The sequence below is a fragment of the Mesorhizobium sp. WSM4983 genome (assembly GCF_029625765.1).
Taxonomy (GTDB): Bacteria; Pseudomonadota; Alphaproteobacteria; order Rhizobiales; family Rhizobiaceae; genus Mesorhizobium.
On record NZ_JARTVM010000007.1, the window covers coordinates 21,411 to 44,445 of the forward strand.

Consider the following 23,035-nt stretch of genomic DNA (forward strand, 5'->3'; position numbering starts at 1 on the left):
ACTACTCCGCCGCTTCCAGCGGGGCGATGCGGCGGCTCTGCTTGGCCTGCTCGTTGTAGTCCCTCTGCCACTCGGTCGGGCCGTTGGATGGCGCCACCTGCACGGCGGTGACCTTGTATTCCGGACAATTGGTCGCCCAGTCCGAGAAGTCGGTCGTGATCACATTGGCTTGCGTGTCCGGGTGGTGGAAGGTCGTGTAGACGACGCCGGGCGACACGCGGTCGGTGATCAGCGCGCGCAGGGTGGTCTCGCCCGAACGGCTCGCCAGCCGCACCCAGTCGCCCTCGCGGATGCCGCGGTTCTCGGCGTCGTGCGGATGGATCTCCAGCCGATCTTCGGCATGCCAGGCGACGTTTTCGGTACGCCTGGTCTGCGCACCGACATTGTACTGCGACAGGATACGCCCGGTGGTGAGCAGCAGCGGGTAGCGCGGGCCGGTCCGTTCGTCCGTCGCGACATATTCGGTGCGGATGAACTTGCCCTTGCCGCGCACGAAGCCGTCGACATGCATGATCGGCGTGCCGAGCGGTGCCTTCTCGTTGCAGGGCCACTGCACCGATCCGACACGGTCGAGCAGCTCGAAGGAGACGCCGGCGAAGCTCGGCGTCGTCTTGGCGATCTCGTCCATGATCTCAGACGGGTGCGTGTAGTTCCAGTCGAGCCCAATGGCGCGGGCGAGCTCCTGCGTCGCCTCCCAGTCGGCGTAGCGCGCCTTCGGCTCCAGCACCTTGCGCACCATGTTGATGCGGCGCTCGGCATTGGTGAAGGTGCCGTCCTTCTCCAGGAAGGTCGAGCCCGGCAGGAAGACATGCGCGTAGTTTGCCGTCTCATTGAGGAAGAGGTCGTGCACCACCACGCATTCCATCGCGGCCAGCCCTGCGGCGACATGCTTGGTATCGGGGTCGGACTGCAGGATGTCCTCGCCCTGGATGTAGATGCCCTTGAATGAGCCGTCGACGGCGGCATCCAGCATGTTGGGGATGCGCAGGCCGGGCTCCTCGTCCAGCTTCACGCCCCACAGGCTCTCATAGATGTCGCGCACGGCTTCGCCGGAGATATGGCGATAGCCCGGCAGCTCATGCGGGAAGGAACCCATGTCGCAGGAGCCCTGGACATTGTTCTGGCCGCGCAGCGGGTTCACGCCGACGCCCGGACGGCCGATATTGCCGGTGGCCATGGCGAGGTTGGCGATCGCCATCACCGTAGTCGAGCCTTGGCTGTGCTCGGTGACGCCGAGGCCGTAATAGATCGCGCCGTTGCCGCCCTTGGCGTAAAGGCGCGCGGCACCCCGGATCGCTTCAGGATCGACGCCGGACAGCTTGCCGACCGTCTCGGGGCTGTTTTCCGGCAGGGCGACGAAGGACGCCCAGTCCTGGAACTCGGCCCAGTCGCAGCGCTCGCGGATAAAGGCTTCGTCGAACAGGCCCTCGGTGACGATGACGTGGGCCAGCGCCGTCAGCACCGCGACGTTGGTGCCGGGCTTCAGCGGCAGGTGGTAGTCCGCCTCGACATGCGCCGACTTCACCATCTCGGTGCGGCGCGGGTCGAGCACGATCAGCTTGGCGCCCTCACGCAGCCGCTTCTTCAGCCGCGAGGCGAACACCGGATGCGCCGTAGCGGGATTGGCACCGATGATGACGGCAACGTCGGTGTATTCGACCGAGTCGAAGTCCTGCGTGCCGGCCGAGGTGCCGTAGGTCTGGCCGAGGCCGTAGCCGGTCGGCGAATGGCAGACGCGCGCGCAGGTGTCGACATTGTTGTTGCGGAAGCCCTGCCGCACCAGCTTCTGGACGAGATAGGTCTCCTCGTTCGTGCAGCGCGAGGAGGTGATGCCGCCGATCGAGCCGCGTCCGTACTGGTACTGGATGCGGCGGAATTCCTTCGCGGTATGCGCGATCGCCTCTCCCCAGCTCACCTCGCGCCACGGATCGGTGATCTTCTCCCGGATCATCGGCGACAGGATCCGATCCTTGTGGGTGGCATAGCCATAGGCAAAACGGCCTTTGACGCAGGAATGGCCGTGGTTCGCCTTGCCGTCCTTGTAGGGCATCATGCGGATGACTTCGTCACCCTTCACTTCCGCCTTGAACGAGCAGCCGACGCCGCAATAGGCGCAGGTCGTGACGGCCGAGCGCTCCGGCATGCCCTTCTCGAGCACGGTCTTCTCGCGCAATGCGTCGGTCGGGCAGGCCTGCACGCAGGCGCCGCAGGACACGCATTCGGAAGCGATGAAATCCTCATGCATGCCGGCGACCATGCGGGACTCGAAGCCGCGGCCCTCGATGGTCAGCGCGAAGGTGCCCTGCACCTCTTCGCAGGCGCGCACGCAGCGTGAGCAGACGATGCACTGCGCCGGATCATAAGTGAAGTAGGGGTTGGACTCATCGCGGGCGATGTAGTCGACCGCCAGCGAGCCATGGCCGGGCGCCACGCCGCCTTCTTCCTTGACGTGGTTGCGGCCTTCGACGCCGTAGCGGTTCTCGGTCAGACCGACCGACTCCGCAACCGCGTCGAACTCGCTGGCGCCGGTTCCGGCCTTCTCGTTCCAGCCGGTCGGATGGTCGGAGACGTAGAGTTCCATGACGCCACGGCGGATGGCATCGAGCCGCTCGGACTGCGTGCGCACCACCATGCCCTCGCCGACCGGCGTCGTGCAGGATGCGGGCGTGCCGCCGCGGCCGTCGATCTCGACCAGGCAGACGCGGCACGAGCCGAAAGAGTCCAGCATGTCCGTGGCGCAGAGCTTCGGGATCTCGACCCCGCCTTCCATCGCCGCGCGCATGATCGAGGTGCCTTCCGGCACGGTGATGCTTTGCCCGTCAACGGTCAGCGTCACCTGCTTCGCCGCTCTCGACTCCGGCGTTCCGTAGTCGATCTCTTCGATGAGTGTCGGGAAGTCGGCTTTGATGTTCATCTGCCAGCTCCTATTCGGCAGCCACGCGCGTCGGCGCCGGCTTGAAATCCTCGGGGAAATGCGTGATCGAGCTCATCACCGGGTAGGGCGTAAAGCCGCCCAGGGCGCAGAGCGATCCGAACTTCATCGTGTTGCAGAGGTCGGTGACCAGAGCGAGGTTCTTCTCCGCCTCGATGCCCGCGGCGACCTTGTCCAGAACCTCCATGCCGCGCGTCGAGCCGATGCGGCAGGGCGTGCACTTGCCGCAGCTTTCGATGGCGCAGAACTCCATGGCAAAGCGCGCCTGCTTCATCATGTCGGCGCTGTCGTCGAACACGGTTATGCCGGCATGCCCGATCAGCCCGTCCTTGGCAGCAAAAGCCTCGTAATCGAACGGCGTGTCGAAAAGCGCGCGTGGGAAATAGGCGCCGAGCGGGCCGCCGACCTGCACCGCCTTCACCGGCCGCCCCGAAGCCGTGCCGCCGCCGATCTCGTCGACGATTTCGCCCAGCGTCAGGCCGAAGGCCGTCTCGAACAGGCCGCCATGCTTGACGTTGCCGGCGATCTGGATCGGGATCGTGCCGCGCGAACGGCCCATGCCGAAATCCTTGTAGTAGGCGGCGCCCTTGTCCATGATGATCGGCACGGAGGCTAGGCTGATCACGTTGTTGATCACCGTCGGCTTGCCGAACAACCCTTGGATCGCCGGCAGCGGCGGCTTGGCGCGCACCACGCCGCGCTTGCCTTCCAAGCTGTTGAGCAACGAGGTTTCCTCGCCGCAGACATAGGCGCCGGCGCCGACGCGGATTTCCATGTCGAAGGCGTTGGGCGAGCCCAGCACATTGACGCCGAGCACGCCCGCCTTGCGGGCGATCGCGACCGCCTTGTTCATCGTCGCCACCGCATGCGGATATTCCGAGCGGATATAGACGAAGCCCTTGGTCGCGCCGGTGGCGATGCCGGCGATCGCCATGCCCTCGATCAGCACGAAGGGATCGCCCTCCATGATCATGCGGTCGGCGAAGGTGGCGCTGTCGCCCTCGTCGGCGTTGCAGACGATATATTTGCGTTCGGAATTCGTATCGAGAACCGTCTTCCACTTGATGCCGGTCGGGAAGCCGGCGCCGCCGCGGCCGCGCAGGCCGGACTCGGTCACCTGTTTCACGATCTCGGCCGGCGCCATGGCGACCGCGTTCTGCAGGCCTCTCAGACCGCCATGCGACTTATAGCTGTCGAGCGACAGCGGGTCGATGACGCCACAGCGCGCGAAGGTCAGCCGCGTCTGCTTGGCGAGGAAGGGGATCTTGTCTGGCGCACCCAGCCAGCGCTTGTGATGGCCACCCTTGAGGAAACCGCTGTCGAACAGGCTTTTCACGTCAGACGGCTTGACCGGCCCGTAGGCGACGCGGCCCTCGGCGGTCGCAACCTCGACCATCGGCTCCAGGAAATAGGCGCCGCGCGAGCCGTTGCGCACGATCTTGGCCTCGACGCCGCGCTCCTTGAGCTCCTTCTCGATCGCCCTGGCGACCTTTTCGGCGCCGAGCGCCAGAGCACCGGAATCGGCAGGGATGTAGATGCGCGGGATCATGAACGCACCTCCGCGACGATCTCTTCGATCTTCTCGTCGTCGAGCCGGCCGATCACTTCGCCGTCGAGCATCGCCGACGGCGAGCAGGCGCAAAGCCCGAGGCAATAGACCGGCTCCAGTGTAACCGATCCGTCGCGTGCGGTCTCGTGAAAATCGATGCCGAGCAGTTGCTTGACCTTGGTGGCGACGGCTTCCGAACCCATCGACTGGCAGGCTTCCGCCTGGCAGAGCTTCAGCACATGCCGGCCGGCCGGCTTTGCGCGGAAATCGTGATAGAAGGTGACGACGCCATGCACCTCCGCTCGCGAGAGGTTCAGCCCGTCGGCGATGACCGGAAGCGCCGCCTGCGGCACATGGCCGAATTCTTCCTGGATGCCGTGGAGAATCGGCAGCAACGGACCTTCGAGGTCCTTCAACTCCTCGATGATCGCCGCTATGCGCGACGCGATCTCGGTACTTGCAGGCTGCATCGGCATGCAGCGCCCTCCCTGGCCGTGGCGCCAACACATATGTCACCCCAAAATATAGAGCGGTTTTGGGGCAACGACATGCACAGGGCGCGATATCGCTAAGTCCTTATGAAATCAGAGGAAACCTCCGAGATCAATAAAGCAGTCTCGTCGCTTGATAGAAATTTTCTATCAGAAACGCTGAGCCCGCATTGTCTAGCCTAGCGGTGGGAACGGAAATCGTCTGCCAGCGCCATTGCCTCGTCCAGCAGCGCCTGCACCAGCGGCGTGTGCGGCTCGCGCGGCGCCGCCACCAGCCCGACCGTGTGGCTGGCATCCGGATCGACTATCGGAATGGCCCGGATCGGTTCGGAAAAGCCGAATGTTTCCGCAAGGTTGAGCGGCATGATCGATGACCACTTGCCGGTCCGGATATGCGAGAACAGCACGATCATCGAGTTGGATTCCAGTGTCGGCCGCACCTGCACGCCGGCTTCCGCCAGATGCTGGTCGATGATGCGGCGGTTCTGCATGTCCGGCGTCAGCAGGCAGAGCGGCAACTGGCTGATCTCTGCCCACGTCACTTTGTCGCGGTCGGAAAAGGGGTTACCGACCGCCGTGATCAGCTGGTAGCGCTCGTCATAGAGCGGCACGCTGGTTACCCGCCCCAGCGGCTCGTTGTCGAGATAGGTGATGCCGGCATCGACATCGAGATTGCCGAGCAGCGTCAGCACCTCGATCGAGGTCCGTGACAGCACCGAAAAGGTGACGCCGGGATGCTTGTCGCGGAATGGCGTCGTCAGCCGCGCCACCATGGCGAGCGCCGTCGGAACGGCGGCGATGCGGATGCGGCCGGACAGGCCGTGGCGCGCCGCCCGCATCTCCTCGCGCATGGTCCTTGAATCGCCGACGATGCGGCGCGCCCAAACCAGCACCTGCTTGCCTTCCGGCGTCAGACCCTGGAAACGCGAGCCGCGCAGCACCAGCATGACGCCGAGCTGCTCCTCGAGCTGCTTGATGCCGGCCGACAGCGTCGGCTGGGTGACGCCGCACACCTCGGCGGCGCGGCCGAAATGCTCTTCCCTGGCTAAAGCGATGAAGAATTCCAGCTTGTCGATCATGTCATCCGATCCACGGTCTGCCCAAGGTCGGGGAAATCGCTTTGCTTCGCAAGGCGGATGAACGATAGGATCTCATCCACATTTTTGAGCCGGCTTATCTGTTTTCCCGCGCCGCGCATGGCGCTATGTGGGGTAGGCGGAAGCAGGGAGGAGCAGATGCTGGGTTGGTTTCGCAGACTGTTGCCGCGCGAGGATCGCTTCTTCGAACTGTTCGAACGGCATTCGCGCACGGTGGTCGGCGGCGCCGAGGCGCTTGAGCAGCTTCTCCAGGGCCGGGACATCGACCGCTGGTGCCAGACGATCGTCGATCTGGAGGACGAAGCGGACGGGATCACCGCGGAGGTGCTGCTTGCCGTCAGGCGCTCCTTCATCACGCCCTTCGACCGCGGCGACATCAAGGATCTGATCCAGTCGATGGATGATGCCATCGATACGATGCACAAGGCCGTCAAGACGGTGAAATTGTTCGAGATGAGGGAATTCGATCCGCTGATGCGGGAAATGGGCAGCGTCATCGTCGAGGCCGCCCGCCTGGTAGCAGAGGCCATCCCACTGCTCGGCAAGGTTGGCGCCAACGCCGCGCGGCTGAACGCCATCGCCGAAGAAGTCATGCGCGTTGAGGGCCGCGCCGACGACCTGCACGAGCAGGGCCTGAAGGACCTGTTCAAGCGGCACGGCCGCAGCGACCCTATGGCCTACCTGATCGGCTCGGAGATTTACGGCCAGCTGGAAAAGGTGGTCGACCGTTTCGAGGACGTCGCTAACGAGATCAGCGGCATCGCGATCGAGAACGTCTAACAGATGGACGCCGCGATCGCCTTTCCCCTGCTGGTCGGCCTCGTCGCCGTGGCGCTGTTCTTCGATTTCCTCAACGGCCTGCACGATGCCGCCAACTCGATCGCGACTATCGTCTCCACCCGCGTGCTGAGGCCGCACTATGCCGTGTTCTGGGCGGCTTTCTTCAATTTCATCGCCTTCCTGTTCTTCGGTCTGCATGTCGCCGAGACGGTGGGAAAGGGCATCGTCGACGCCGAGATCGTGACTCCGGCAGTTATCTTCGCCGCGCTCATCGGAGCCATCGTCTGGAACATCGTCACTTGGATCGCCGGCATTCCGTCGAGCAGCTCGCATGCGCTGATCGGCGGGTTGGTCGGCGCCGGCGTCGCCAAGGCCGGCCCGGGGGCCATCGTCTGGTCCGGGCTCGGCAAGACGGCCGCGGCGATCGTGCTCTCGCCGGCGACCGGATTCGTGCTGGCGCTTGTCCTTATCCTCATCGTCTCATGGCTGTTCGTTCGGCAGACGCCGTTCGCGGTCGATAACAGCTTTCGCGTCCTGCAGTTCTTCTCTGCCTCGCTCTATTCGCTGGGGCACGGCGGCAATGACGCGCAGAAGACCATGGGCATCATCGCCGTGCTGCTCTATTCGCAAGGCATGCTCGGCCAGAGCTTCCACGTGCCGTTCTGGGTGGTCATCACCTGCCAGTCGGCATTGGCGCTGGGCACGCTCTTCGGCGGCTGGCGCATCGTGCACACGATGGGATCGAAGATCACTCGGCTGAACCCGATGCAGGGTTTTTGCGCCGAGACCGGCGGGGCGATAACGTTGTTCGCCGCCACCTGGCTCGGTGTCCCGGTCTCGACCACGCATACAATCACCGGCGCCATCATCGGCGTGGGTGCTGCCCGCCGCGTCTCGGCGGTGCGCTGGGGCATTGCCGGCAACATTGTCGTGGCGTGGGTGATCACCCTGCCGGCGACGGCGGCGATTTCGGCGTTGACCTATTTTGTCACGCGCCTGGCGGTCTGAGGCAAAGCTGGTGCTGAAATCTACTCGCCCGCAAGACACAGTATGTTGCCGTCCGGGTCCTTGAACCAGGCGACCTTCATGCCGTAGCCGACATGGACATCGCCCTCGAGCGTCAGCCCGGGCATCTCATAGCGCTCGAAGGTGACGCCCTTCGACTTCAGCGCCTGGACAATGGCGCCGATCTGGTCGCCGACCGTCCAGGTCAACGCCGTCGCCTTGTTGGTACCGGCGAATTCTGAACGATAGACGTTGATGACCGTGTCTCCGCTTTTGTAGACGATCAGTTCTCCGGCCATGTCGTCGACAGGCTTGAGGCCCAGCGTTCCTTCGTAAAAGCCCTGCGCTCTCGAAAGGTCTTTCACCGCCACATTGGCCGCTGCGTTGCTGTTTGCGAGCATGACAGTCTCCTTTTCCGGTTGCCGTCGCTCATGGCAACCGAGATAGGGCCCCTGGATCGATTGGCCATGGCAATCGGCGGATCGGGACGCGCTCGGGCAAATCCGACACCACCGGTCGTTTTCCGGAGCACGCCGGACGAGCCATTGCGCCACGGCTTGGTTCTGCCGGGAAACTGCACTATCTGGAACGCCAAACTCCGAGGAAAGACCATGGCTGTAACCAAGGAAACCGTCATCGAGCGCCTGAGGACGGTCAATGGACCGGACTTCACCGGCAACATCGTCGACCTCGACCTGGTATCTGAGATTTTCATCGCCGATTCCAAGGTGTTTTTCTCGATTACCGTTCCCGCCGCCCGCGCCCAGGAGATGGAGCCGCTGCGCGCCGCCGCCGAGCGTGTCGTCAAGGCGATCCCCGGCGTCGCCAACGCCGTCGTCGCGCTGACGGCGGAGAAGAAGGGCGGTGGCATGGAGGCGCCGGTTCGGCCGGCTTCGCAAGCAGCGTCGCCACGACCTGCTCCCCAGGCAGCGCCGCAGCGTCCTGGCCCGCAGGCGCCGGCTTCTCACAGTCACGGCAAACGCGGCGTGCCCGGCATCGATGCGATCATCGCGGTCGCGTCCGGCAAGGGCGGCGTCGGCAAATCGACCACCGCCGTCAACCTGGCGCTCGGCCTTGCCGCCAATGGGCTAAGCGTCGGCGTGCTCGATGCCGATATCTACGGGCCGTCAATACCGAGGCTGCTCAACATTCACGGCCGGCCGCAGACGGTCGACGGCAAGATCCTGAAGCCGATGCAGAATTACGGCCTCAAGGTGATGTCGATGGGCTTCCTGGTCGACGAGGAGACGCCGATGATCTGGCGCGGCCCGATGGTCATGTCGGCGCTCACCCAGATGCTGCGCGAGGTCGAATGGGGACCGCTCGACGTGCTGGTCGTCGATATGCCGCCCGGCACCGGCGATGCCCAGCTCACCATGGCCCAGCAGGTGCCGCTGGCCGGTGCCGTCATCGTCTCGACGCCGCAGGACCTGGCGCTCATCGATGCGCGCAAGGGCCTCAACATGTTCAAGAAGGTCGACGTGCCGCTGCTCGGCATCGTCGAGAACATGAGCTATTTCCTCGCGCCCGACACCGGCAGGCGCTACGACATCTTCGGCCATGGCGGCGCGCGCCGCGAGGCCGAACGGCTCGGCGTCACCTTCCTTGGCGAGGTGCCGCTGGAGATGGGCATCCGCGAAAGCTCGGACGCCGGCGCCCCGGTGGTCGCATCCAAGCCGGACGGCGCCGAGGCGAAGATCTATCGCGATATCGCCGCGAGGGTATGGGACAGGGTCCAAGAGGAACGCGGCGCCGCCGAGGCGGCAGTGCCCAGCATCGTGTTCGAGTAATTCGCCGGGCCGCAGCTAGGTGTCCGATTTCCTTTCCAGCCGGGAATCGCCTCCTTCAGGATTTCCGGGTCGTTGAGGGCGTCCCACACTTTCTCGACGGGTGCGGCGATCCGCTCCTCGCCTTATCACCAAGGCCATCAAGACCTCCCGGATTGCTGGCCTCGATTGGTCCTAGGCCGCGGCCCTTTCTATGTCTATCGCACCAAAGTGCGGGTCTGCGGCGTGTCTGCCTCTTGCCTGCATGAGCGCGTTGTCATATCGATTTGTCATACAAATACGGAGACCACGATGGCAGGCGCCCCCACCAAGAAGAAGAAATTTCGCTCGCAGGAGTGGTTCGACAATCCCGACAACCCGGGCATGACGGCGCTCTATCTCGAGCGCTATCTCAATTACGGGCTGACCCGCGCCGAGCTGATGTCGGGCAAGCCGCTGATCGGCATCGCGCAGACGGGTTCCGATCTCTCGCCCTGCAACCGGCACCATCTCGAGCTCGCCAAGCGCGTGCGCGAAGGCATTGTCTCGATGGGCGGCATCCCCTTCGAGTTCCCGTGCCACCCGATCCAGGAGACCGGCAAGCGGCCGACGGCGGCGCTCGACCGCAACCTCGCCTATCTCAGCCTCGTCGAGGTGCTCTACGGCTATCCGCTCGACGGCGTCGTGCTGACCATCGGCTGCGACAAGACTACGCCCGCGCTCTTGATGGCGGCGGCGACCGTCAACATTCCGGCGATCGCGCTTTCGGTCGGCCCGATGCTCAATGGCTGGCATAAGGGCAAGCGCACCGGCTCCGGCACCATCGTCTGGGAATCGCGCCAGCGGCTGTCGGCCGGCGAGATCAATTATGACGAGTTCATGGACATCGTCGCCTCCTCGGCGCCGTCGACCGGCTATTGCAACACCATGGGCACCGCCACCACTATGAACTCGCTGGCCGAAGCGCTCGGCATGCAGCTGCCGGGCTCGGCCGCGATCCCCGCGCCCTATCGCGAGCGCGGCCAGATTGCCTACGAGACCGGCAAGCGCATCGTCGATATGGTGCATGAGGACCTGAAGCCGTCGGACATCATGACCCGCCAGGCGTTCGAGAATGCCATCGTCGTCAATTCGGCCATCGGCGGCTCGACCAACGCGCCGATCCACCTCAATGCCATCGCCCGCCATCTCGGCGTGCCGCTCGACAATGACGACTGGCAGAACATCGGCCTTAACGTGCCGCTGATCGTCAACCTGCAGCCGACGGGCGAGTATCTCGGCGAGGACTATCACCATGCTGGCGGCGTGCCGGCCGTCGTGGCGGAGCTGCTGAAGGGCGGACTATTGCCGCACCCCGACGCGATCACCGCCAACGGCAAGTCGATCGGCGACAATTGCCGCGGCGCGGTCAACGAAAATCACGATGTCATCCGCGGCGTCGACAAGCCGCTCAAGAGCAATGCCGGCTTCATCAACCTCAAGGGCAATCTGTTCGATTCCGCCATCATGAAGACCAGCGGCATCTCGCCCGAATTCCGCGAACGCTATCTCTCGAACCCGAACGATCCGGAGGCTTTCGAAGGCAACGCCATGGTCTTCGACGGCCCGGAGGATTACCACGCCCGCATCGACGATCCGGCGCAGGGCATCGACGAGTACACGATCCTGTTCATGCGCGGCGCCGGCCCGGTCGGCTATCCGGGCGGCGCCGAGGTGGTCAACATGCAGCCGCCGGCCCATCTCATCAAGAAGGGCATCCATTCGCTGGCCTGCATCGGCGACGGTCGCCAGTCCGGCACGTCGGGTTCGCCATCGATCCTCAACGCCTCGCCGGAGGCAGCGGTCGGCGGCGGGCTGGCGCTGCTCAAGACCGGCGACCGCGTCCGCATCGACCTGAGGAAGGGCACCGCCAATATCCTTGTCGGCGACGAGGAGATCGCCAGGCGGCGGGCAGCGCTGCAGGGCAATGGCGGCTATGACTATCCCGAGCACCAGACGCCCTGGCAGGAGATCCAGCGCGGCATGGTCGACCAGTTCTCCGCCGGCATGGTGCTGAAGCCGGCGGTGAAATATCAGGATGTCGCGCACACCAGGGGCGTCCCGCGCGACAACCACTGAATTCAGAGCACGGCGAAAAATCGAAGGGCGGTCCGCTTTCCGGCGGACCGCCCTTTCTCATGGCCCTTGTTTCGGCCGCGGGGCATCTACAGATTAGCCCGATCTCGGCGGTCCCACGAAGGGAGGCTCTATATGGCGAAACGGCGCTCTTCCCTCGGCTTCTTCGGCATGTTCGGCCGTTCGGGCGACTTGCGCCAGCTCGACGACGCCTTGCGCAAGGCCGACTTGCATCCGGCACTGGTGCCTGAGGGCGTCAAGCTCACCATCGTCAACCTGATGAAGGATCATTGGCCCGAGGAGCCGCCGCCCCAGGCTTATCAATCGGTGGCGCAACTCTGCGGCTATTGCGTCGCCGGACCGGAAACCTTCGAGCGGGCCAATGGCAGGGAGCACACTTTGGAAGCCGAGCGCCGCATCGAGGCCGTGCTCGATGCCGGCGACAGCCTCGATGCGCAGATCGTGCTGTTGACGCTGCATGCGAAGCTGATCAACGCCGAAGTCGTCGAGCGCTATCGGCTGCGTGCGGAGTGATCTGCGAGAGCGGAAAGATCAGCCGCCCATCTTGTTGCGCGGCAGCTTGATCATCTCGCCGAAGCGCGCGCGCAGCTTGTCGTCGACGAGCCGCGACACATGGCGCGGAAAGCGCTCGGCCAGCACGCGCTTTTTCTCGGCGATCGCCCGCTGCAAAATGTCGGGCCGGCCCTTCTCATTCCATTCCTTGGGCGAGAAGCGATCGCCGACTGCGGGATAAAAATATTCGGTCTGCATCAGCTTCAAAGTCTGCTCGTTGCCGAGATAATGGCCCGGGCCCTTGAGGCAGACATCGGCGATCGTGTCGATCGACAGCGCCTCATCCGTCACCTCGATGCCGCGCACGCATCGCAGGCAGTGGCCGAGCATGTCGTTGTCGATGATCAGGCTTTCGAGACAGAAGCCGAGCAGCGAGGCATGCATGCCGGCCGATTCATAGATGAGGTTGAGGCCGGCAAGACCGGCCATCACATCGGTGATGCCTTTTTCATAGCCGGATTGGATGTCGGGCAGCTTCGAATCCGTCATGCCCGCGGCCGAGCCGCCCGGCAGGTCGTAATATTGCGCCATCTGCGCGCAGGCCGCGGTCAACACGGCCTGCTCGGCCGAACCGCCGGACATGGCGCCGGTCCGGAGGTCGGAGACGAACGGCCAGGTGCCGAAAATCGCCGGATGGCCGGGCTTGATCGCGTTGACATAGACCAGGCCCATCAGCACTTCGGCCACCGCCTGCACGACGGCGCCGGCAATCGCAGCGGGAGCTGTGGCGCCGGCTTGGCCGGCCGACAAGAGCAGGATCGGAATGCCGCCCTCGACGCAGGCTTCGAGCACGCCGCAGGCGTCCTCGGCGAATTTCATCGGCGGCACCACGAAGCAGTTCGAGTTCGACACGAAAGGCCGCGCCCGGAAATTCTCCTCGCCGCCGGCGATCGCATAGAGCATTTCCAGCGCCGGCTTGACGTTCTCTCGCACGGTGAACGAGGTGCCGACATGCTTGGATGTCCCCAGTACGCAGGCATAGAGCGTGTTGAAGTCCATCTCGAGCGGATCGGGAATATCGCGCGGCACCATGGTGCGCTGGAAGAAATGGATGTTGTCGAGCCCGTCGACGAGACGGGCGGCGTCATAGATGTCCTGCAGCTGCGATTCGCGATATTCGCGCTTCTCGACATCGACCAGATGCACCGCCGCGCCCGCCGTGCCGTAGTGCACGCGTTTGCCCTGGATCACCATGTCGTGCTTGGGATCCTGGCCGTGGAGCGTGAAATGGCGCGCCGCCTTCTTGATCGTGTCGAGGACCAGCGCGCGCGGCAGGCGGATGCGGCCGTCGTCGCCGTAGCTCGCCCCGACCCGGGTCAGCGCCTCGATGCAGGAGGGGATGGCGTTGGCGAAGCCCACCGTCTCCAGAAGCGTCAACACCGCTTCATGGATGCGTTCCTTGTCGTTCTGGCTCAATGGTCCGTAGCTGCCGCCTTCGAGGCCGGGTCGCACCGGACGGATATCGTCTGCGAGCGGTGCTGCCCGCATCGCGCGGCGCGCTTCGCGCCCGCCGGACCGCCGCGAACGCTGGTCCGACGTCGTTTCCTGCTTCTCAAGAGCCACTGACATGGAAAGCACTCCACCTTTGCTTTTTCAGGGGCAGGATGCGCGGCGGTTGGTCCACCATCGGCCTGCCTCGTCCCCTTTGTGCCTCGACTATGCCGTCGGCATTGGCACAGCCTATGAGCCAGTCAATCCCGTCGAATATGCCAGGATGCTAAAGCGTTGAGGCGCGCCAAAATAAAAGAGCCGGCAAAAACGCCGGCTCTTGATGTGGCAGTCCGTGGTGATCAGGCGGCAGCGGGCCTGCGGCCGGCGGCTGTGGCGAGCTCCCGAATCCCGGGCTCGATGTGCTGCAGCGAGATCGAGGAGATGCCCAAACGCATGAAACGCGAGGGCTTTTCGCTGCGGTCGAAGAACCGGTCGCCGGGTTCGATGATGACGCTGCGGGAAGCGGCCGCTTCGGCGAGCCCTCGTGAATCGGTACCGCGCGGGCCCTCCAGCCACAACGATGTGCCTCCCGCCGAGTCGGTCGAGCGCCATTCTGGCAGGAAAGCGGAAATCGCATGGACCAGACGCTTGCGCCGCTCGTCGAAGGCGGCGGAGAGCCTGCGCACCAGCGCCTCGTGATGGCCGAGCGACAAAAACAGCGCAACGGCGCGCTGGTTGTTTGCCGGCGGATGCCTGAGCATGAAGCGACGCAACGCGCGAAGCTCGGCAATCAGTCCTGCCGAAGCGACGATGTAGCCGAGCCTCAGACCCGGAGCCAGCGTCTTCGACATCGAGCCGACATAGATGACGCGGCCCGAGCGATCGAGGCTCTTCAGCGCCTGCTGCGGCGCCTCGTCGAGAAGCTGGCTGTCATAGCCGTCCTCGATGATGATCTGGTTGTTGCGGTTGGCGCACGCCAGCAAATCCTGCCGCCGCTCGGCGGACAACGGCACCATCGTCGGGCAATGATGGCTGGGCGTGACGAAGACAAAGCCGGAATCGCTGGGAATCGCCGAGGTCACGATGCCCGACTGGTCGACCGGGACCGGCTGGATATCTGCGCCGGCGAGCCGGAAGATCGAGCGGGCATCCGGATAGCCGGGGTCTTCCATTGCCACCTTCGAGCCCTTGGTCATCAACAGCGAGGCGAGCATATAGAGCGCGTTCTGCGCGCCCAGGGTCACGATGATCTCGTCCGGATTGGCGAAGATGCCGCGGCGCGGCAAAAGCCGGGCCTGGATCTGCTCGATGAGCAGCGGATCGTCCCGGTCGACCATGTCGGATGCCCAGTTGCGGATCTCCAGCACCGCGAGCGCCATGCGGTTGCACTCGCGCCATTCCGCGGTCGGAAACAGCGCCGGATCGAACTGGCCGTAGACGAACGGGTAGGAGGACTTGATCCAGTTGTCGTGCTTGGCCGGCGGCGGCATGTCGCTGGCGGCGATCTGCCGACGCGCCTTCCAGTCGATCTCATTCTGCTGGTCGGGCGCCTTCTGGTGCGGCTTGGCGGGGGTGGCCAGCACTTCAGGGTTGACGAAGTGGCCGCGCCGCTCGCGCGCCACAAGAAAACCTTGGTCGACCAGCTGCTGGAAGGCAAGCACCACCGTGCCGCGGGCAACGCCCAGTTTTTCCGCCAGAATCCGACAGGATGGCAGCGGCATCGAAGCGGCGATCTGCCGGTCGAGGATGGCTGCGACGATCGCCTGGCGGATCTGTGCCTGGAGAGTTTGTCCGGATTCGGCCGAAATCCGGAACAGGCCGGACCATATGGCCGTGTCATTGCGCTGTGGCATGGGAGATCATCCTCGGATGGCCAGCTGTTTTCACTTGGCTGGACCAGTCGAGTGTAGGGGTGGCACAAGGGGTTGCGCCAATCAATTTTTCTGATCGCTGGGATTTATGCCAGTGATCCATTGGTCACGAAAGGGGCGCGTCCGCCAGGGAAGCGGATGTTGCGGGGCATCATAAAAGCGTGATGCAGTGCGTCACTGCCGCGCTTGAACGAAACGGAAATCCGGCTCAATACATTGTCGCGACGACACGCGCCGGAAACATCGGGCCTGTTAAAATGGTCTGAAAACCCGCCAGGAGCCACCATTGGATCAGTCAGCCTTCGACAAGCAGGTCACCGCCCTGCGTGAGCAGCGCGCGGCAGCCAAGGGCACGATGAGCGAAGCCTTCGCCGCCGATCCCAAGCGCTTCGAGAAATTCTCCGCGACCGATGGCGATCTTCTGCTCGACTGGTCGAAATGCGCGGTCGACGCCGACACGATGGCAATGCTGGAGAAGCTCGCCGGCGCCGCCGACATCGAAGGCCGACGCGCCGCGATGTTCGAAGGCAAGAAGATCAACATCACCGAAAACCGCGCCGTGCTGCACACGGCGCTGCGCAATCTGACCGGCAAGAGCGTCGTGGTCGATGGCCAGGACACCAAGGCCGATGTGATCGCCGTGCTCGACGCAATGGGCGCCTTCGCTGATGCGATCCGCTCCGGCGAGGCGGCCGGCGCCACCGGCAAGAAGATCACCGACATCGTCAATATCGGCATTGGCGGCTCGGATCTTGGCCCGGCGATGGCGACGTTGGCGCTCGCTCCCTACCATGACGGCCCGCGTGCGCATTATGTCTCCAATGTCGACGGCGCCCATATCCACGACACGCTGAAGGGCCTGTCTCCCGAGACGACTTTGTTCATCATCGCCTCCAAGACTTTCACCACTGTCGAGACGATGACCAATGCCGAGACGGCGCGCAGATGGGTGGAAAAGGCGCTGGGCAATCAAGCGATCGGCAAGCATTTCGCCGCCGTCTCGACCTCGCTCGACCTAGTGGCCAAGTTCGGCATCGCCTCCGACCGCGTCTTCGGTTTCTGGGACTGGGTCGGCGGCCGCTACTCGGTCTGGAGCGCCATCGGCCTGCCGGTGATGATCGCCATCGGCCCGCGCAATTTCCGCGCCTTCCTCGACGGCGCGCATGAGATGGACGAGCATTTCCGCTCGGCCCCCCTGCAGAAGAACCTGCCTGTTTTGCTGGGGCTGATCGGCTGGTGGCACCGCGTCGTCTGCAAATACCCGGCCCGCGCCGTCATTCCATACGATCAGCGCCTGTCGCGCCTGCCGGCCTATCTGCAGCAGCTCGATATGGAATCGAACGGCAAGAGCGTGACACTGGACGGCGGCCCGGTGACGACGCCGACCGGCCCGCTGGTCTGGGGCGAGCCCGGTACCAACGGCCAGCACGCCTTTTTCCAGCTTTTGCACCAGGGCACCGATTTCATCCCGGTCGAGTTTCTTGCCGCAGCCGTCAGCCACGAGCCCGAGCTGAAGACCCACCACGATCTCTTGCTTGCCAATTGCCTGGCGCAGTCGGAAGCCTTCATGAAGGGCCGCACGCTGGAAGAGGCGCGCGCGCAGATGCTGGCCAAGGGCATGAAGCCCGCCGATGTCGATCGCATCGCGCCGCATCGCGTCTTTTCGGGCAACCGTCCGTCGCTCACCATCCTCTACCGGAAGCTTGATCCGCGCACGTTCGGTCGCCTGATCGCGCTCTATGAGCATCGCGTCTTCGTCGAAGGCACGCTGTTCAACATCAACTCGTTCGACCAGTGGGGTGTCGAACTCGGCAAGGAACTGGCGACAGGCCTGCTGCCTGTCGTGGAAGGCAAGGAGACTGCCGCAAAACGCGACGCCTCGACTGCCGGATTGGTGGCTCATATCCACCAATTGCGCGGCGCGGAGTAAAAGGATTGGCGGATATCAAGGGAATTCTGTTCGACAAGGACGGCACGCTTGTCGACTTCAACGCTACCTGGCTCGGCATTGCCGATTTCATGGCCATGGACGCCGCCGAAGGCGATCGCTGGAAAGCCGACAGGTTGCTCGCCGCCGCCGGCTTCGATTTCGTCAACAAGCGCTTCAAGCCCGATTCGATCTTTGCCTCGGGCTCGAACATGGACGTCGTCGAGCTCTGGTTCCCGCGCCTGTCGGAGGAGGACCAGATGCTGGCCGTCGCCCGCTTCAACGAGATCACTTCGGTTCAGGGCTCGTCGATGGCTGTCGCGCTGCCCGGTATCGTCGAATCGCTGCGGGCGCTGCACAAGCGATCCTTCCGGCTGGGCGTCGCCACCAACGATTCCACCAGCGGCGCCGAGAAGACGCTCGCCACGCTCGGTGTCGCGCAGCTCTTCGACGCCGCCTTCGGCTATGATGCGGTCGCGAATCCGAAGCCCGCGCCAGACACGGTCATCGCGTTCTGCGATCTGACGGGACTGAAGCCCGGCGAGATCGCCATGGTCGGCGACAATCGCCACGATCTCGAAATGGCGCGTGCCGGCGGCTGCGGCCTGGCGATCGGCGTGCTTTCCGGCACGGGCACGCGTGACTCGCTGTCGCCGATGGCCGACGTCATCCTGGATTCGGTCGCCGACTTGCCGGATTTTCTCGCCGCGCGGATGAGTGTGCCGGCGGGCTGATCAGGGCTCGCTGGGAAGGAACGCAAATATCCCGCTCGGTTTCGGCGCGCTACCGCCGTTTCCGCCGACATCAGGCACCTGATACTCGCCAAGCAGGCGAAGCCGCCGCCTGGGTAGCCAGGCGCGGCCCGGGTCGCCGACCAGCACCTCGATGCCCGCGGCAAGGCAGCGGTCGAGGAAGGGGACGATCCGCCGCGCGACCGCTTGCCCGTAGAAAACGTCGCCGGCGAGCACAATGTCGACCGACGGCGGCGGACCGGCGCTGATGTCCTCGCCGATTATGATGATGACGACGCCGTTGGCCTCCGCGTTGAGGCGGAGCGCGACGATGCCGTTGCGGTCGATCTCCGCCGCGGTCACTTCCCTAGCCCCGGCTCGCGCCGCGGCGATACCGACAAGGCCGGAACCCGCGCCGAGGTCGAGCACGCGCCGGCCCGCAACGGTTGATGGCCGGTCGAGAACATAGCGCGCCAGCACTGCGCCGCCCGCCCAGGCATAGGCCCAGTAGGGCGGCTGCGGCTCGGCCGCGTGCTCATGCGAGCCGTCCTCCGGCTCCAGCAGCCGCCTCAGCCCGCTGCCGGGATGGGCCGTATAGAGCCGGATTTCAGGCAGCGACGGCACCGGCTGAAGCCGCATGTTCGCCTTGATGAATTCGGCGGGGTCGAGGTCGGCGCGATGTATTGGCGTCAGGCCGGCAACATTTTCGTTCAAATCTGCTCCCGCAACGCGCGCCGCAGGATCTTGCCGACCGGCGTCTTCGGCAGTTCGGCGCGGAATTCGATGTATCTCGGCCGCTTGTAGCCGGTCAGGTTCTCGCGGCAATAGACAGTCAGCGTCTCGATGGTGAGCGCTGGATCCTTCCTGACCACAAACAGCTTCGGCACCTCGCCGGAGTGCTCGTCCGGCACGCCGATCGCCGCCACTTCGAGCACGCCCGGGTGCTGCGCCACGACTTCTTCCAGCTCGTTCGGATAGACGTTGAAACCGGAGACCAGGATCATGTCCTTCTTGCGGTCGACGATCTTGGTGTAGCCGCGCTCATCCATGAAGCCCATGTCGCCCGACTTGAAGAACCCGTCCTTGGTCATCACCTTGGCGGTCTCGTCCGGCCGGTTCCAGTAGCCGGCCATAACCTGCGGACCCCGGATGCAGATCTCTCCGACTTGGCCGAGCGGCACGTTGTTGCCGTCGTCGTCGCGGATGGCGATCTCGGTCGAAGGCAGCGGCAGGCCGATCGTGCCGGTAAAGTCGCTGGAGCTGAACTTGTTGGCGGTCGCCACCGGCGAGGTTTCGGAAAGCCCGTAGCCTTCGCTCACCGGACAGCCCGTCAGCGCCTTCCAGCGCTCGGCCACGCCTTTCTGCACCGCCATGCCGCCGCCGAGAGTGAGGATCAGCGGCTTGAAGTCGAGCTTGCGGAAATCCTCATTGTTGAGCAGCGCGTTGAACAGCGTATTGAGGCCGGGAAAGATGTGGACCGGGTATTTCTGCAGTTCTTTCACGAAGCCCGGAATGTCGCGCGGGTTCGGAATGAGCACGTTCTGCGCGCCTTGCTGCATGCCCATCAGCGCGTTCACCGTCAGCGCGAAGATGTGGTAGAGCGGCAGCGCGCAGACGAAGTTGAGATGCCCCGGCTTCGGCTTGACCGTATAGGCGTCCTCCACCCAGAGCGAATTCTGCGCCACGTTGGACAAGACGTTGCGGTGCAGCAGCGTCGCGCCTTTCGACACGCCGGTCGTGCCGCCGGTATATTGCAGGAAGGCGATATCGTCGCCCGACACCGCCGCCGGCTTGAAGGCGCTTGCCGAGCCCGCCTTGAGCGCGGCGTTGAATTTGACGTGGCCGGGCAGCGACCAGGCGGGAACCATCTTCTTCACCCGCCGCACGACGAGATTGACGATCGCGCCTTTCAGCCCGCCCAACATGTCGCCCATCGCCGCGACCACGACATGCTTGACCGGCGTCCTGGCGATCACCGCCTGCAGCGTGTTGGCGAAGTTCTCCAGAATGACGATGGCCTGCGCGCCGGAATCTTTGAGCTGATGCTCCAGCTCGCGCGGCGTGTAGAGCGGGTTGACGTTCACCACCGTGAAGCCGGCGCGAAGCACGGCCATCATCGCTACCGGGTATTGCAAAACGTTCGGCATCATCAGCGCCACGCGCGCGCCCTTCTCCAGTCCCTTCGACTGCAGATAGGCGCCGAAGGCCGCCGAAAGCCGCTCGAGCTCGGCATAGGAGATCGACTTGCCCATGCACACGAACGCCGGCCGGCTGGCGAACTGCTTGCAGGCGCCGACGAGGAAGTCGCCGATGGAATCGTAAGGCAGCGGACCGATCTCCGCCGGCATGTTCTTCGGGTAGTTTTTCAGCCAAGGCTTTTCCGGCAACCCTGCCGCGAGTTCCGTGATCGCCTTGGGCAGCCGCCTGGCCGATCCCGAGGCCGTCTTTGCGGCCGCAGGCCTGGCGGTCTTTGCGGTTGCAGCCTTGGCGGCGGATTTGGGGTTCGTCTTCTTTGCAGCGGCAGCCGGTTTCACAGTGGTCTTCGGCTTGGAGCGGGCCTTCGCAGGTGACGGCGTTTTGGCTGGCGAAGCGGTCTTGGAAGATGAAGCCTTGGCCGCGCCCGCATCGACGGGCGCGGCCTTGGCTGTTGCCTTCGCCGGGGGCGTTGTCTTTGCTGCTTTTGCCACCAAATCCCTCCCTGGTGTCCTGGTCTTGCTGCTGCGCCGCATCTCTTTCCGATTTCGGAAGCGTTCCTCCGCTGCGGCCGATTGCGGATTCCAAGAAATCCGGCCTGGCGTCTATGTATTGCCTCTATCGGCGGCCGTGCAAGTCTTGCCCCAGCGGCAGCGGCGGAAAGATTTGCCGCCGAAATCCTGTCCCTCGACGCCTCCCGCAGGCGTGTCCCGACGAGGACTTGGGATCGCAGGCAGGAGCTTCTTGTTCCATTTCGGCAGAGGCTCAATCAATAAAAAAATGCGGTTGTTAACATTAGCGTGAGCGAAAAATTCTGCTCATTTTTTCTGCTATTTGAGGAAAATGCGGATTCTTTTCCTGCTTACCGTGGGGTACGCAAACGGGGTGTTCCAAAGCCCCAAAAACGGTGCTTATATGCGCGCTTCGCGAGCCTGATAGAGGGGCTTGGAAGAACATCAGGGAGTGCTCAATGAAAAAGACAATGACTTTTGCAGCCGCGTTGCTGGCTGCAAGCGTCCTCGGCGGGATGGCCAATGCAAAGACGCTTGTTTATTGCTCGGAAGCGTCGCCGGCCAATTTCGATCCGGGTACGACGACGGGCGGCAACGACTTCGACGCTTCGTCGCGCACGGTCTATTCGCGCCTGGTCGAGTTCAAGCATGGCGGCACCGAGATCGAGCCCGGCCTCGCCGACAAATGGGAAATCTCCGACGACGGCCTGGTCTATACTTTCCACCTGCACCCTGGCGTGAAGTTCCAGACCACCGACTATTTCAAGCCGACCCGCGACCTCAACGCCGATGACGTCGTCTTCTCGTTCGACCGTCAGTTCAACAAGCAGAATCCGTGGAACGGCGAGAAGTATCTGCCGAACCTGACCTGGGATTACTACACCGGCATGGACATGCCGAAATACGTCGCCAAGTGGGAAAAGGTCGACGACCTCACCGTCAAGCTGACGCTGACCGAGCCGAACGCGCCGATGCTGGCCAATCTCGGCATGGACTTCGCCTCGATCGTGTCGAAGGAATATGCCGACCAGCTCGAGAAGGAAGGCAAGATGGCCGACTTCTCGACCAAGCCGATCGGCACCGGGCCGTTCCAGTTCGTCGACTATCAGCTCGATTCGGTCATCCGCTATGCGGCGAACCCCGACTACTTCAAGGGCAAGGAAAAGATCGACGATCTGGTCTTCGCCATCACGCCTGACGCGACCGCCCGCATCCAGAAGGTGCTGGCCGGCGAATGCGATGTCGCTCCCTATCCGAACCCGGCCGACATCGCCACCATCAAGGCCAACAAGGACGTGACCCTGATGGATCAGGCCGGCCTCAACATCGGCTACATGAGCTACAACACCACGATCCCGCCGCTCGACAAGCCGGAGGTTCGTCACGCGCTCAACCAGGCGATCGACCGGGAAGCGCTGATCAAGTCGCTGTTCCAGGACGCTGGCGCGACGCCGGCGCAGAACCTGATCCCGCCGACCATGTGGTCGTGGAACAAGGATGTGAAGTTCGATTCCTATGATCCGGAAGCGGCCAAGAAGGTGCTGGCCGACGCCGGGCTGAAGGAAATCCAGCTCTGGGCTTCCGATCGCGTTCGTCCTTACAACCCGAACTTCCAGCGCGCGGCTGAGCTGATCCAGGCCGACTGGGCCAAGGTCGGCGTCAAGGCCGAGATCGTCAACTACGAGTGGACCAAGTATCGCGAGGAAGGCAAAAAGAAGGAGCGTCCCGGCGCCTTCCAGATCGGCTGGACCGGCGACAATGGCGATCCGGACAATTTCTTCGCCACCCTCTTCGCGTGCTCGGCCATCGGCGTCTCGAACTATTCCAGCTGGTGCGACAAGGACTTCGAGGACCTGATCCAGAAGGCCAAGAAGACCAGCGACCAGGGCGAGCGCACCAAGCTCTATGAGCAGGCGCAGGAAATCTTCGCCAAGCAGGCGCCGGCCTTCCTGCTGGCTCACAGCCAGGTCTATGCCGTTGTTCGCAACAACGTCAGCGGCTTCAAGATGGACCCGCTCGGCATTCATCGCTTCGACGGCGTTGACAAGGCCGAGTAATATTT

General features: G+C 63.9%; 18 protein-coding genes and 1 pseudogene. 9 read left to right on the plus strand and 10 right to left on the minus strand.

Annotated elements, in window-relative coordinates; genetic code table 11:
• Position 1 precedes the first annotated feature (1 nt).
• From fdhF to P9254_RS19320, 4 genes are all read right to left on the minus strand, one after another.
• Positions 2-2,914: a formate dehydrogenase subunit alpha gene (fdhF, locus tag P9254_RS19305; protein ID WP_278057235.1), complete on the minus strand. Its 2,913-nt coding sequence runs from the start codon at positions 2,912-2,914 to the stop codon at positions 2-4.
• 10 nt (positions 2,915-2,924) lie between these two features.
• Positions 2,925-4,481 carry a formate dehydrogenase beta subunit gene (locus P9254_RS19310; protein ID WP_095831261.1) on the minus strand — a complete coding sequence of 519 codons (1,557 nt, stop codon included), beginning with the start codon at positions 4,479-4,481 and terminating at the stop codon, positions 2,925-2,927.
• Entirely contained in the window at positions 4,478-4,957 is a 480-nt protein-coding gene (locus P9254_RS19315; protein WP_067003616.1) for a formate dehydrogenase subunit gamma, read from the minus strand. Before P9254_RS19315 ends, P9254_RS19310 begins: the two co-directional genes overlap by 4 nt.
• A 194-nt stretch (positions 4,958-5,151) precedes the next feature.
• The gene (locus P9254_RS19320; RefSeq protein WP_127247581.1) at positions 5,152-6,051 is read right to left on the minus strand and encodes a LysR family transcriptional regulator; all 900 of its coding nucleotides are present in this window, start codon (positions 6,049-6,051) and stop codon (positions 5,152-5,154) included.
• 156 nt (positions 6,052-6,207) lie between these two features.
• Here P9254_RS19320 and P9254_RS19325 point away from each other — a divergent pair, with 156 nt between their 5' ends.
• Both P9254_RS19325 and P9254_RS19330 read left to right on the plus strand, forming a co-directional pair.
• Positions 6,208-6,849: a DUF47 domain-containing protein gene (locus P9254_RS19325; protein WP_067003620.1), complete on the plus strand. Its 642-nt coding sequence runs from the start codon at positions 6,208-6,210 to the stop codon at positions 6,847-6,849.
• 3 nt (positions 6,850-6,852) lie between these two features.
• A complete protein-coding gene (locus tag P9254_RS19330) occupies positions 6,853-7,857 on the plus strand; it encodes an inorganic phosphate transporter (protein ID WP_067324384.1) in 1,005 nt (334 codons plus the stop codon).
• Positions 7,858-7,877: 20 nt separating this feature from the next.
• On the opposite strand, the gene P9254_RS19335 is transcribed toward P9254_RS19330, so the two are convergent.
• Positions 7,878-8,255: a VOC family protein gene (locus P9254_RS19335; RefSeq protein ID WP_067003624.1), complete on the minus strand. Its 378-nt coding sequence runs from the start codon at positions 8,253-8,255 to the stop codon at positions 7,878-7,880.
• Positions 8,256-8,465: 210 nt separating this feature from the next.
• On the opposite strand from P9254_RS19335, the gene P9254_RS19340 reads away from it, so the two are divergent.
• Complete coding sequence (locus tag P9254_RS19340) at positions 8,466-9,644, plus strand: Mrp/NBP35 family ATP-binding protein (RefSeq protein ID WP_278057236.1); 1,179 nt, start codon at positions 8,466-8,468, stop codon at positions 9,642-9,644.
• A 38-nt stretch (positions 9,645-9,682) separates the two neighbouring features.
• Here the strand turns inward: P9254_RS19340 and P9254_RS19345 are convergent.
• Positions 9,683-9,754: pseudogene (locus tag P9254_RS19345) on the minus strand (carbon monoxide dehydrogenase); the annotation flags it as partial.
• A gap of 178 nt (positions 9,755-9,932) precedes the next feature.
• Between P9254_RS19345 and P9254_RS19350 the strand changes: the two are divergent.
• A complete protein-coding gene (locus P9254_RS19350; protein WP_278057237.1) occupies positions 9,933-11,738 on the plus strand; it encodes an IlvD/Edd family dehydratase in 1,806 nt (601 codons plus the stop codon).
• A 132-nt stretch (positions 11,739-11,870) separates the two neighbouring features.
• Positions 11,871-12,269: a hypothetical protein gene (locus P9254_RS19355; RefSeq protein ID WP_278057238.1), complete on the plus strand. Its 399-nt coding sequence runs from the start codon at positions 11,871-11,873 to the stop codon at positions 12,267-12,269.
• An 18-nt stretch (positions 12,270-12,287) separates the two neighbouring features.
• Here the strand turns inward: P9254_RS19355 and P9254_RS19360 are convergent, their stop codons facing one another.
• Together P9254_RS19360 and pdxR are read right to left on the minus strand one after the other, a co-directional pair.
• The gene (locus tag P9254_RS19360) at positions 12,288-13,877 is read right to left on the minus strand and encodes a trimethylamine methyltransferase family protein (RefSeq protein ID WP_127247585.1); all 1,590 of its coding nucleotides are present in this window, start codon (positions 13,875-13,877) and stop codon (positions 12,288-12,290) included.
• Positions 13,878-14,098: 221 nt separating this feature from the next.
• The gene (gene pdxR, locus P9254_RS19365; protein ID WP_278057239.1) at positions 14,099-15,592 is read right to left on the minus strand and encodes a MocR-like pyridoxine biosynthesis transcription factor PdxR; all 1,494 of its coding nucleotides are present in this window, start codon (positions 15,590-15,592) and stop codon (positions 14,099-14,101) included.
• Between the two features lie 304 nt (positions 15,593-15,896).
• On the opposite strand from pdxR, the gene pgi reads away from it, so the two are divergent.
• The gene (gene pgi / locus P9254_RS19370) at positions 15,897-17,540 is read left to right on the plus strand and encodes a glucose-6-phosphate isomerase (protein WP_278057240.1); all 1,644 of its coding nucleotides are present in this window, start codon (positions 15,897-15,899) and stop codon (positions 17,538-17,540) included.
• 5 nt (positions 17,541-17,545) lie between these two features.
• Positions 17,546-18,271 (plus strand): HAD family hydrolase, encoded by a 726-nt coding sequence (locus P9254_RS19375; RefSeq protein ID WP_095799277.1) that lies wholly within the window; start codon positions 17,546-17,548, stop codon positions 18,269-18,271.
• Here P9254_RS19375 and P9254_RS19380 read toward each other — a convergent pair whose 3' ends face one another.
• Both P9254_RS19380 and P9254_RS19385 read right to left on the minus strand, forming a co-directional pair.
• On the minus strand, positions 18,272-18,982 hold the full coding sequence (locus P9254_RS19380; RefSeq protein WP_278057241.1) for a class I SAM-dependent methyltransferase: 711 nt from the start codon (positions 18,980-18,982) through the stop codon (positions 18,272-18,274).
• Positions 18,979-20,655: a long-chain fatty acid--CoA ligase gene (locus P9254_RS19385; protein ID WP_442920333.1), complete on the minus strand. Its 1,677-nt coding sequence runs from the start codon at positions 20,653-20,655 to the stop codon at positions 18,979-18,981. The genes P9254_RS19380 and P9254_RS19385 overlap by 4 nt, the downstream gene beginning before the upstream one ends.
• 16 nt (positions 20,656-20,671) lie before the next feature.
• On the opposite strand from P9254_RS19385, the gene P9254_RS28985 reads away from it, so the two are divergent.
• Together P9254_RS28985 and P9254_RS19390 are read left to right on the plus strand one after the other, a co-directional pair.
• Complete coding sequence (locus P9254_RS28985; protein WP_336619657.1) at positions 20,672-21,265, plus strand: hypothetical protein; 594 nt, start codon at positions 20,672-20,674, stop codon at positions 21,263-21,265.
• A 166-nt stretch (positions 21,266-21,431) separates the two neighbouring features.
• Entirely contained in the window at positions 21,432-23,030 is a 1,599-nt protein-coding gene (locus P9254_RS19390) for an ABC transporter substrate-binding protein (RefSeq protein ID WP_067003638.1), read from the plus strand.
• Positions 23,031-23,035 lie beyond the last annotated feature (5 nt).